This window comes from Dokdonella sp., assembly GCF_035703485.1.
In the GTDB taxonomy this organism is placed as follows: Bacteria; Pseudomonadota; Gammaproteobacteria; order Xanthomonadales; family Rhodanobacteraceae; genus Dokdonella.
The window spans coordinates 1-3,343 of sequence record NZ_DASSYD010000208.1 but is presented as its reverse complement, the minus strand read 5'-3'; the positions used below and the strand labels follow the sequence as shown (position 1 = coordinate 3,343).

General features: G+C 57.3%; 3 protein-coding genes and 2 pseudogenes. 3 read left to right on the top strand and 2 right to left on the bottom strand.

The annotated features are described in order from the left end of the window. Positions 1–181: 181 nt before the first annotated feature. Positions 182–592 carry a restriction endonuclease gene (locus VFN25_RS16330; protein WP_325143820.1) on the top strand — a complete coding sequence of 137 codons (411 nt, stop codon included), beginning with the start codon at positions 182–184 and terminating at the stop codon, positions 590–592. A gap of 147 nt (positions 593–739) precedes the next feature. On the opposite strand, the gene VFN25_RS16325 is transcribed toward VFN25_RS16330, so the two are convergent. After that, entirely contained in the window at positions 740–943 is a 204-nt protein-coding gene (locus VFN25_RS16325) for a hypothetical protein (protein ID WP_079448495.1), read from the bottom strand. 320 nt (positions 944–1,263) lie between these two features. On the opposite strand from VFN25_RS16325, the pseudogene VFN25_RS16320 reads away from it, so the two are divergent. Beyond that, positions 1,264–1,644, top strand: a pseudogene (locus VFN25_RS16320) (transposase); the annotation flags it as partial. A gap of 205 nt (positions 1,645–1,849) precedes the next feature. On the opposite strand, the gene VFN25_RS16315 reads toward VFN25_RS16320, so the two are convergent. Then, on the bottom strand, positions 1,850–2,872 hold the full coding sequence (locus tag VFN25_RS16315; RefSeq protein WP_414648987.1) for an IS110 family transposase: 1,023 nt from the start codon (positions 2,870–2,872) through the stop codon (positions 1,850–1,852). Between the two features lie 93 nt (positions 2,873–2,965). Between VFN25_RS16315 and VFN25_RS16310 the strand changes: the two are divergent. Beyond that, positions 2,966–3,343, top strand: a pseudogene (locus VFN25_RS16310) (transposase); the annotation flags it as partial.

Sequence of the window (3,343 nt, the reverse complement as noted above, 5' to 3'; positions counted from 1 at the left end):
CACTCCGCAGTCTTCTAGCGCAAGGTAGACGCCAATCACGATACTCGAGACGGGCAGCGTGACACGGCCGCAAGATTATCACCCATGGTAGGTGTTTCGGCTACAAGTTGCGGCGGGAGGGCACCTGCGCTCGAGGTCGTTTTTGGTGGGCTTTTCGCCGATGTCTCTCAGGACCAAGGCGGTGGCTCTGATCAAGGATCAACGAAATCTGGCATCGCAAATGATCTGCCAGCTCGACTGGCGCGATTTCGAGACCCTGATCGATTTGATCTTTGCCCGGGGAGGGTGGCAACGGCAAAGCGCAGTGGGCGGGAATCAGGCCGATGTGGATATGGTCTTGACGCAACCGATCACAAACGAGGTTGCCTGGGTTCAGGTCAAGAGCCGGTCAACACAGGCGGAACTCGATGACTATGTCCGGCGGTTTCATAACGACGGCAGTTTCCATCGCTGTTTCTTTATCTACCACAGCGCGCCAAAAGTCCTCAGGATGCCCGACTCCGTCGATTTGCATCTTTGGACGGCTGAGCGGGTAGCTGACGCCGCAATAGAAGCTGGGCTGTTTCGGTGGCTGATTGAGCGAATGCATTAACCGCGATAATTGGAAGCCAGCTCTCCAATTTTGAGGTCAGCCAGGTTCAGAGCGTTCGGCCTGGATATCGCTCCGAGATATGGAATCACAACCGATTCATCAGACTCAAGTTCTGCCTGGATCTGCTCTTAGTACCGTCAACCGCGCTCACGCAGTGGCCGCCACGTTCCACGATGCGCTGTCATAACCGGTGAAATGGGCTTCGAGCTCTGTCATCGCGAGACGCTCGTATTCATAGGCTTGTGCCAGGAGCGTCCATCTTTGCGCAGGACGGAATGCTGCGGTCTGACGATAGAGCGAAGCGATGGTGCGATATCGACGCACGTTTTCCAGGTCAGCATTCCCACTCATACAACAAACCCCGTTTCTTGTTGACGCGGGCGACTATGCAGCGAGCGATTTTCGAAATCGTTAGCGGATTTGACAGCCGGAGCGAATGGTTTCGGAACTGTTTATCGGATGACAACTGATTGTTCCGTGGCAGTCGCGCCCCAAGCCCCAGCTTTGAGGCGGGCCTAATCCTTCGCCTTCAGTCGCGCTTCATTTTCGGCAATAAAGGCGCGGATCTCATCGGACATGTTCAGAAGCTGTCCGGGATCAGCGCCTATGGCACAGAATTGATGGTGTGATCTAAGGAGTGTTCGGTTCTCGTCGCAGACGAAGGAACGAACATGAGCACGAAGTCGACTGGCGGCAAACGCTCCGCCGAACACGTAGTCAAAGATATCCGCCGTGCGACGCGGCGGCACTTTTCATCAGAGGACAAAATCCGGATCGTGCTGGATGGGCTTCGGGGCGAAGACAGCATCGCCGAGCTGTGCCGCAAGGAAGGGATAGCCCAGAGCCTCTACTACACCTGGTCGAAGGAATTCCTGGAAGCCGGCAAACGGCGGCTGGCTGGCGACACGGCTCGTGCTGCGACGACCGGTGAAGTTCAGGACCTGCGCCGTGAGACCCGTGCCTTGAAAGAGGCGGTTGCCGATCTGACGCTGGAGAACCGTCTGCTCAAAAAACGTATGGCCCGCCCCGTCTGCAAGAGGATTTTACGGCATTCTGAACAGTCTGCGTCAACGTATACGGTCTCATGAGCAAGCCCATGGCCAAGATGGATATCCGCACGTTCAGAGCCCCATAAGCATGCCGGCAGCGAATGTGCCATTTTTTTGATCGGGATTTCCGAACGCCGTTCGACTGTCAGGCCATCTCTTCGATCCTTCCTGCAAACTCCGTTGGACTACGCGAACTATGCGCAGCGCGTTAAACCACGGCCACCGGGTAACTGCGTTCAAAGCGCGCTTCCTTGCGCAAGATGGCCCAAGCTATCCGCGCCAGCTTGTTGGCTAAAGCCACCACTACGGCGTTACGGTGTACGCCCCGCTCGATCATTGCCTTCAGCCACCGCCCCAGTGGCGTATCGCTTTGTGACAGCGATGGCAAAGCCGCGCGAGCGCCGTGAATGAGTAGAGTGCGCAAATAAGTGTTGCCACGCTTGGATATCCCGAGCAGCCGAGCCTTACCTCCCGTGCTGGATTGTTTCGGAACCAACCCGAGCCAGGCGCCCAGGTCCCGGGCCTTGGCAAAATTACTTGCATCGCCAACCGCAGCGACCAGGGCCGTTGCGTTGAGCACGCCAACGCCAGGGATCGAAGTCAACCTGCAAGCTGCGGGATCATTGCGTGACAGTTTGACAAATTCGCCATTCAACGCCGCGATTTTCGCGTCGAGTTCTCTCCATTCGGTACGTAAATCGCCAGCTAACTGGCGTATACGCGGTGACAATGTTTGATCGCCATCGACAAGCATGCCATCCACGCCAAGCTCGAATTTCCGCCGGCCGGCCGGGAAGATCTCCCCGCGCTCCAGCAGGATCGCGCGTAGTTGATTGATGAGGTTGGTTCGTTCTGCCACGAGGCGCGAGCGCACACGATGCAGCGTTTGAATATCCAACTGCTCCTGGCTCTTGAGTTCGACGAACCGCATTGTCGGTCGTGAGGCAGCTTCGGCGATTCCTTCAGCATCGCGGTCGTCGTTTTTCTGAGCTTTAATATATGGACGGACGTATTCCGGTGACATCAACCGGATCTTATGACCTTGCGCGACAAACAGGCGGCCCAGGTGATGGGCGCCGCAGCATGCTTCCATCGCAACTACACAGGCCGGAAGTTTCGTCACATATTCGACCAGCGTTTGCCGGCGCATCGTTCGACGAACGACTACAGCACCGGTCGTGTCGACTCCAACAACGCTGCAAGAGTTCTTTCCCAGATCAACCCCGAGGATTGTTATAGACATTAGCTCATTCCTTTCCCGTTTTTGACACCAGCATCGTACTTGATGCCGGAGAAAGGGACGGGCCATTCCATAAGCGTGGCGGCTGGAGAGCGCGATCGACCCGCGGTCGCGCGGCGGCGAGCACAATGGACAAAGTATCAAGGTCGCGTCGAAGCTGAGCGGCTGGTTTTCATCGACGAGACCTGGACCAGGACGAGACCTGGACCAGGACCGATATGGCGTCCTTGCGGGGATGGGCGCCACGCGGGCGCAGACTTCACGCCAAGGTTCCCCACGGACGCTGGAAGACCATGACCTTCCTGGCGGCCCTGCGCCATGACCGGATCGATGCGCCATGGTTCATCGAAGGGCCGATCGATGGCGTGAGCTTTCGCGCCTATGTCGAGCAGGTTCTTCTGCCCGTCCTTCGACCCGGCGATATCGTCATCCTGGATAACCTTGGCAGCCACCGGAGCAAAG